5 protein-coding genes are annotated in these 7,535 nt (G+C 68.3%); 2 read left to right on the top strand and 3 right to left on the bottom strand.

The genetic code is table 11. From position 1 onward, the window contains the following. Window positions 1-4,567 (bottom strand): type I polyketide synthase (locus tag VJT49_RS34155; RefSeq protein ID WP_324169126.1); only part of this gene is annotated, 4,567 nt, incomplete at its 3' end. A 1,327-nt stretch (window positions 4,568-5,894) separates the two neighbouring features. On the opposite strand from VJT49_RS34155, the gene VJT49_RS35580 reads away from it, so the two are divergent. Both VJT49_RS35580 and VJT49_RS34150 read left to right on the top strand, forming a co-directional pair. Then, window positions 5,895-6,272 carry an acyl carrier protein gene (locus VJT49_RS35580; protein WP_414636147.1) on the top strand — a complete coding sequence of 126 codons (378 nt, stop codon included), beginning with the start codon at window positions 5,895-5,897 and terminating at the stop codon, window positions 6,270-6,272. Window positions 6,273-6,325: 53 nt separating this feature from the next. Beyond that, window positions 6,326-6,928 carry a class I SAM-dependent methyltransferase gene (locus VJT49_RS34150; protein WP_324169125.1) on the top strand — a complete coding sequence of 201 codons (603 nt, stop codon included), beginning with the start codon at window positions 6,326-6,328 and terminating at the stop codon, window positions 6,926-6,928. Between the two features lie 20 nt (window positions 6,929-6,948). On the opposite strand, the gene VJT49_RS34145 is transcribed toward VJT49_RS34150, so the two are convergent. Beyond that, complete coding sequence (locus tag VJT49_RS34145; RefSeq protein WP_324169124.1) at window positions 6,949-7,224, bottom strand: hypothetical protein; 276 nt, start codon at window positions 7,222-7,224, stop codon at window positions 6,949-6,951. Window positions 7,225-7,233: 9 nt separating this feature from the next. Further along, window positions 7,234-7,407 (bottom strand): hypothetical protein, encoded by a 174-nt coding sequence (locus VJT49_RS34140; protein WP_324169123.1) that lies wholly within the window; start codon window positions 7,405-7,407, stop codon window positions 7,234-7,236. Window positions 7,408-7,535: the final 128 nt, after the last annotated feature.

Genomic DNA, 7,535 nt, shown 5'->3' with positions numbered 1-7,535 from the left:
CACGTCGACAGCGGGCCAGCGCCTCCAAATACGCGTTGGCGGCCGCGTAGTTCCCCTGGCCCGCATTGCCCAGCGTCGCGATATAGGAAGAGAACAGCACAAACGCATCGAGATCCAGACCCCGGGTCAACTCATCCAGATGCCGGGCGGAGTCCGCCTTGGCTGCCATGACACGGTCCACGTCGTCGGGCGTCATGGATTCGATGAGGCGGTCGGAGAGCACGCCGGCGGTGTGCACGACGGCGGTGAGCGGGTGGTCCATGCCCTCGATGAGCGCCGCGACCTCCTCCCGCCGCGACGCGTCGCACGCCTCAACCCGTACGGTGGCGCCGAGTTCCGTGAGGGACCTGAGCAATTCCGCCGCGCCGGGCGCGTCCATACCGCGTCGGCTGGTCAGGACGAGCCTGCGGGCGCCGTACCGGACCACGAGGTGCCGGGCCAGCGCCGCACCGAGCGTGCCGGTGCCACCGGTGACGAGGACCGTGCCATTCGGGTCAAGGTCAGTGCCGTTTGCCCGGGTGCCGGGGTCCGCGTGCACGAGCCGGAGCGCGGTCACCCTGCCCTCGCGGACGGCGACCTGGGGTTCCGCGCCGGTCGCGGCGGTCGCGAGCGCCTGCACGGAGGCCGGATGGCGGTCGGTGTCGACCAGGACGATACGGTCGGGATGCTCGGTCTGCACGGACCGCAGCAGTCCCCAGACGGCCGCGCCTTCGGGATCGTCGATCTCGCCTTCGCGGGTGGCGACGGCGCCCCGGGTGACGACCAGCAGGCGGCTGTCGAGCACCGAGGGGTCGGCCAGCCAGCGCTGAAGTGCGCCCAGGACCGCCGTTACCAGTCGATCGCCAGTCTTCGCCACCTCCCAGACGACCACGCCCGGAGCCCGGCCGGCAGTGCCGACCGCCTTACGGAGGGCGTCGAGGTCCGGGTACACCGTCGACGCACTGCCGGGCACGGTGAGCGGGGAGGTGCCGGCCACCGCCCAGTCGTCGGCCTTGACGCCCAGGGGCTCCAGGATGACAGGCTTCCAGATCTGCCGGTACATGGCGTCCCGGTGCTGCGCCGCGTCGTCGAAGGGCCGGCTGGTGGCCGGGAGCATGAGCAGGCTCCCGACAGTCAGCACTGGGCGGCCCCCACCGTCATACAGGCTCAGCCGGAAGGAGTCGTTGTCGTTGACCACGGCGTGCACACGTAGGTGCGCCGCGCCCGTCCGGTGCAGGCGCACCTCGTGCCAGGCGAACGGGAGCATCGTCGTGTCCCGTTCGCCGTCCGGCCGTGCCAGGGCGGTCACGTGCAAGGCGGCGTCCAGCATGATCGGGTGAAGCCCGAAGGCGCCGGTCTCCCGCCCGGCGTCGGCTGGGAGGGTCACCTCTGCGAAGAGGTCTCCACCATGGCGCCAGGCGGCGGTGACCACCCGGAAGGCGGGCCCGTAGTCGACAGCGGTCCCGCCGGAATAGAGTTCCTCGACCGGGATGGTCTGCGCGCCGGGCGGCGGCCAGGACGCGGCCGTGGCCTCGTCAGGCGGGAGATCACCGGCGTTTCCCAGGACGCCCTCGGCGTGCCGGGTCCAGACGGCATCGGGGTGCTCAGGTTTGGAGAAGACGGCGAACTGGCGCCCGCCGTCGCTGTCCACACCGCCGACCGTGATCTGGATGCCGACCGGCTCGTCGTCGGGCAGCAGCAGCGGCTGGTGCTGGGTGAGTTCGGCCAGGACGTCGCAGCCGGCCTCGTCGGCGGCCCGGATCGCCATCTCGACCACGGCCGCGCCAGGGACCACGGCGCGGTCTGCGACCCTGTGCCCGGACAGCCACGGGCTGGTCTGGGCCGACAGTCGGCCGGTCAGAACGGATCCGCCGGTGTCGGCCAGGGACAGGGCGGAACTCAGCCAGGGGTGCCCGGTTGGCTCCGCGCCAGCGAAGGTCGCCGCGGGCGCGGCGGGTTCCAGCCACAGTCGACGGGTCTGGAAGGCATAGGTCGGCAGCTGCTCGAAGCGAGGTCGCCAGGGGCCGTAGAAGCCGGCGCCGTCCAGCGGCAGGCCGCTCACACAGGCGGCGGCCAGTGAGCGGGTGAACCGGTCCCAACCGCCGTCATCCCGCCGCAGTGAGCCGACCACGGTGATGTGCTCGGCTCCGGCGGCCTCGGCGATCTGTTCGACCGAGGCCGCCAGTACGGGGTGCGGGCTGGTCTCGACAAAGGCGTCGAAGCCATCCTCGAGTGCCTTGGCCACGGCCAGATCGAACCGGACGGGGGCCCGCAGATTGCGGTACCAGTAGTCGGCGGTGAGGGTTTCGGTGTCCAGGAGTTGGCCGGTAAGCGCCGAGTAGAAGGGAATGGACGAGGACCGCGGCGTCAGCTCCACCAGCGCCGCCAGTATGTCTTCGCGGACCGCTTCGACCTGCGGGGAGTGGCTGCCGTAGTTGACCGGGACCATGCGGGCCGAAACATCCACGGCTTCGAAGTCGGACACTATCTGGCGCAACTCCGCACCCCGCCCGGCCAGCACGGTGGCCTGGGGGCCATTGACCACGGCGATCGACAACGACGAGCCGCGTCCGGCCAGATACTCCTCGACCTCGTGGTGGCCCAGCGCCACCGACGCCATGGAGTAATCGCCGGGCAAGCCGTCAAGGGCCTGACTGCGCAGCGCCACGACCTTCGCCGCGTCCTGGAGGGAAAGCGCGCCGGCCACGCAGGCAGCGGCGATCTCTCCCTGGGAGTGGCCGATCACGGCACCCGGCCGGACGCCGCAGGACTCCCAGAGCGCGGCGATCGACACCATGACGGCGAACAGGGCGGGCTGCACCACGTCGACTTGGTCGAGTTTCGGGGCGCCGGGCGCCTGGTTCAACACATCCGACAGCGACCAGTCGCAATAAGGTGCCAGGGCCTCCTCGCACTCCCGGAGGCGGCGGGCGAATACCTCCGAGCGGGCGGCCAGCTCAACCCCCATACCGACCCACTGTGAGCCCTGCCCGGGGAAAACGAACACGGCCTCCTGGCACAACACGTCATCCGTGGACTGTGGCAGGTATCCGGTGAACACCCTGTCGTCGACATCCCCCCGCACCAGCGCGTCGAGGACTTGGCGGAGTTCCGTGGTCGAGCCGCCGGTTACCACCGCCTGGTGCTCGAAGCGCGTGCGCTTCTCGGCGAGGGTGAACCCGACATCGGCGAGCCGGGCCCGCGGGTGGCACGTGACGTGGTCACGCAGCCGGGCGGCCTGGTCGCGCAGGGCCTGTTCCGTACGGCCGGAGAGGACCCATGCGGTGTACGGCATGTCCTCGGCCGGAACACCGACGGTTTCCGGCGGTGCCTCCTCGAAGATGGCGTGGGAGTTGGTGCCGCTGACACCGAACGACGACACGGCGCCCCGCCGTGGCCGGCCGGTCTGCGGCCACGGCGTTTCCTCGGTCACCAGGCGAATGTTGCCGGAGGCCCAGTCGAACCGCTGATGGGGCTTGCTGGCATGCAGGGTCGGGGGCACCACGCCGTCGCGGATGGCCGAGATCATCTTGATGGCGCCGGCCACGCCCGCCGCGGCTATGGTGTGGCCGATGTTGGACTTCGCCGACCCGAGCAGCAACGGCCGGTCGTGCGGGCGTTGGCCGTATGTGGCCTGCAGGGCGGCGACCTCGATCGGGTCACCGAGCGGAGTACCCGTGCCGTGGGCCTCGAGGACGTCGACCTCGTCAGGCCGCAGGCCCCCTACGGTCAGCGCCCGCCTGATCACGCTCTCCTGAGCCGTGCCGTTGGGCGCGGTCAGGGTTTGGCTCGGCCCGTCCTGATTGATGGCGCTGGCCCTGACGACGGCGAGGACGGGCCAGCCACGGCGTTCGGCCTCGGACATGCGCGTCAGCAAGAGCACCCCGACGCCCTCGCCCCATGCGGAGCCGTCCGCGGCGTCGGAGAAGGATTTGCAGATGCCGTCCGGCGACATGGCACCGGCACTGCTGAACTCGGTGAACATGCCGGGCCGGGCGTGGAAGGCCACCCCACCCGTCAGCGCGGCCACCGACTCGCCGGATCGCAGGCTCTGGCACGCCAGGTGGAAGGCGACCAGCGACGAGGAACAGGCGGTGTTCACCGTCACCGCCGGGCCGTGAAAGCCGAAAATGTAGGAGAGCCTCCCGGCCAACAGGCTGGGGTCGGTTCCGGTGAGCATGCGCCCCCGTAGTTGCGGGGGCACGTCGTCCCACGGCGGCCCGTAGTCGGTCGCGCCGCAGTAGCCCAGGAAGACACTGACGTCCTGCTCGCGCAGGGTTCGCGGCCGGATGCCAGCCCGCTCGAAGGCCTCCCAGGCGGTGAGGAGCGCGACCCGCTGCTCGGGTGCCATGGCGGTGGCCTCCCGCTCAGCTATCCCGAAGAACTCGGGATCGAAATCTGCCATGTCGGGGACGAAATAGCCCGATCGCGTCGCGCACGTTCCCGCATCATTTCCCGCTGTGCCGAACAGGTGATCGAAATTCCAGCCCCGATCCTCGGGCATGGCGGAAGCGACGCATCTGCCTTCCTTTACGAGCTCCCACAAATCCTCGGGAGAGCTCACGGCCCCAGGAAACCGGCACGCCATGCTTACGACCACAACAGGGTCCGACGGTCCTTCTCCGGTGGCATCATCGAGGTGAGGCATTTGTCTCCTTGTGATCACCCTGCCGGGGCCGAACGGTAACACCGATTGAGGCGTGGTTGCTCTCCGGCAAGACCTCATCAGGTGGCCGACAGGGTAGGATATGTGGCGTGGCAATGATATTGTGCTGGTCTTGTGTTGTGCTGAAGCTCTGCCTTAGCCGGCCTGCCGGGTTCTTGGTCCGGCCGGAACGGCCGCTTGGCCTGGATGACGCGAGTTTCCACACTTTCGTCATCCGGGCCGGGAGGCCAACTGCGTCAGTGTCACACGCGTGCGAGCATGGCTACGAGCAGGTCGCCGCTTCACCGAAGCTGTTCGGCGGCCCGGGAATTCCGCCGTGGTTTCGGCCTCGGCACACTCGGGATAATCGCACCGGTGGCGTAGCGGTCGCACAATGCGAGAAATTCCGTCTTGGGGTGGTAACCTGTAGGCGACACACTCCCGGCAGACTGGATTGCACCATCCAACCCCTTTCCCGGTGCGCATACAAAAATACATCGCGACAACCAAATCCGCCATTGTGGTACATATCTCAGGGAAACTTCCCGGAGCGGGTCAACTAAATCGAGCCGAAGGCATCTATATATTAAAGAGTGGCCGGGATACTTGTGCGACAGCTCAAGGTCGTGCGGGGATCCGTAGTCCGCCGCCCGTCAGAGAGCGTCCGGCAGAATCCGTCACGGACCAGGGGGCGACTTGTTTTCGCTGGTCACGGGAGTCACCCTGGAGTTGTCAATCGTCCCATTCGCAGCATCCGGGAGGAGGACCACGATGGCCGTTCCCGCACCAGTACCGAACTGGCACCTGCGAGGTCCAGGGGTTCGACTCGGGCAAGTGCACCATCCCCTGCACGTGTTCCTGGGCGCGGCCGCTGACCCGCGTCAGTCCGAGCAAGGTTGCCAGGGACGGGGTGCCGCCTTCCTCGCGACTCGGTCGTGGGCGGCCTCCTTGCCGTCATGTCGCGGCCCCCGGCCCGCTGACGTCGAGCGTCCGCGCGCGGAGTGAGCCGGTAGCGCTCGGAGCACAGCCGTCGGCTCCGCACCGCCGAGCCCGTTCGCAGCTACGTCTTTTGGCGTAGTTCTTCCCACTGATCCTCCGATGCGTTTACCCGCGACTGCCCTGTGCAATGGGATCACATGACGGAAGGAGGCGCCGATGGCGATCATGGTGCATAGTCGGGACAGGACGCGGCGCGAGTTTGACGTCAACAGTCGCGACAGCCTCATGATCCAGCTGCCCCCTCTCGACATCGGAATCATCGGCCTTTCTCATCCGGGGACACCTCGCCGAGGTACTCGGGCACGACAGCCCCGAAGCCATCGGTCCGACCACCGAATTCCGCGATCTCGGATCCGGCTCGTTGACCGCGCTTGAAATACGAAACCAGCTAGCCGTCAGCACCGGGCTGCGACTACCACCAACGCTGGTATTCGAGTATCCAGGTGCCCGAACCCTGACCGGGTACTTGCGGCAGGAGTTGCTCTCCTCCGAGGTGCCGACCTCGGGGAACGTCAAAGTTCGTGATCTTGGTGAAGGGAGCGTGTGCAGGTCCGGTGGGTGGCGGTTCATCGGCTACCGGCTGGCTCGGTGTGCAACCAGGTGCGGGGAGGGTGGGTCAGCCGGGCAAATCACTGTCAACTCGGCTTGAAGTAGTCGGAAAGTCTGTGTCCGTTCGATTTCACCCGCGCGACAATCGAGTCCATGACTGAACCTGACGTTTCGAACGCGCCCAAGGTGTTCCGGGCCGCCTATGCCGGGAAGCCGCTCTGGGACATCGACCGCCCGCAGGGTGTGTTCCGACGACTGGCCGACGCGGGTGAAGTGCGTGGCCGGGTGCTGGACGTGGGCTGCGGCAGCGGCGAGCACGCCCTGCTGGCCGCCGCTCTCGGACTGCCCGCGACGGGTGTCGACGCCGCCGAAGGGGCGATCGCGATTGCCCGGCGAAAGGCGGCCGAGCGGGGGCTGAACGCCCGTTTCCTGGTCTGGAACGCGCTTGACCTGGCCGTGTTGGGGGAGTATTTCGACACCGTGCTGGACAGTGCTCTGTTCCACGTGTTCGAGGACGCCGACCGGTTCCGGTATGCGGCCGGCCTGGCCGCGGTCCTTCCGTCCGGAGGCCGGTACCACCTGTTGTGTTTCAGCGATCGGCAGCCTGGTTCCTGGGGGCCGCGGCGGGTCAGCGAGGACGAGATCCGGGACGTGTTCGGGTCGGGCTGGAGGGTCGATTCGATCGGGGCAGCGACCATCGAGGTGACCGCGGGGGAGGGGATCCAGGCCGTGTCCGCCAGCATCACGCGGCTGTGATCTGCCCGATGGCCTGGGCGTCATCCGGGCCTCCCCGGCAGGGAGGGATTGGGTTCGGTGCTGAAGACGGCTGGAGCCCGGGCGGTGGTCCAGCGCAGGAGTGGTCCGGTCATGGCGGTGGTGGTGACGGCCATGACGACCACCGGGGAGTAGAGCCGGCTGTCGAGGATGCCCGTCTGCAGGCCGGCGCTGAGCACGACGAGCTCGATGAGGCCGCGGGTGTTCACGAGGGTGCCGAGGACCGCGGAGCGGCCGGCGGCCAGGCCGGGGTGCCGGCCGCCGCGCTCGGAAACCACGACCTCGCATCAGGAAGGCAGCACGCCGAGCACTCGCGCCCGCGCGTCGAGCGCCTCCTGATGGAGCCGCAGTCCCGTCGGCAGCCCGCCGCGCACCTTGCACCACGACTGTCGCGGCGGTGTGCCCAGCGCGGAACCGCATGCGCCATGCGGCTCCCGTAGCTCGGTAAGCACGTCATCCACGGTATTGATTGCCATCACCATTCGGAACGGAAGGCCTGATCGATCGCGAGAGCTGCGAAAAATGTTTCTTCTAGTCAAATGATACGGGCGCCTGAATCAGTTGGTCCGGCCGTTTGTCGGATACGCCC

The organism is Amycolatopsis sp. (assembly GCF_035276945.1).
Lineage (GTDB): Bacteria > Actinomycetota > Actinomycetes > Mycobacteriales > Pseudonocardiaceae > Amycolatopsis_E.
This window is presented reverse-complemented; position numbering and strand designations above follow the sequence as displayed.

What these genes read in the sequence shown, in the direction of transcription:
- VJT49_RS34150 (WP_324169125.1), top strand. Translation starts at nt 6,326, where the DNA reads ATGACTGAACCTGACGTTTCGAACGCGCCCAAGGTGTTCCGGGCCGCC.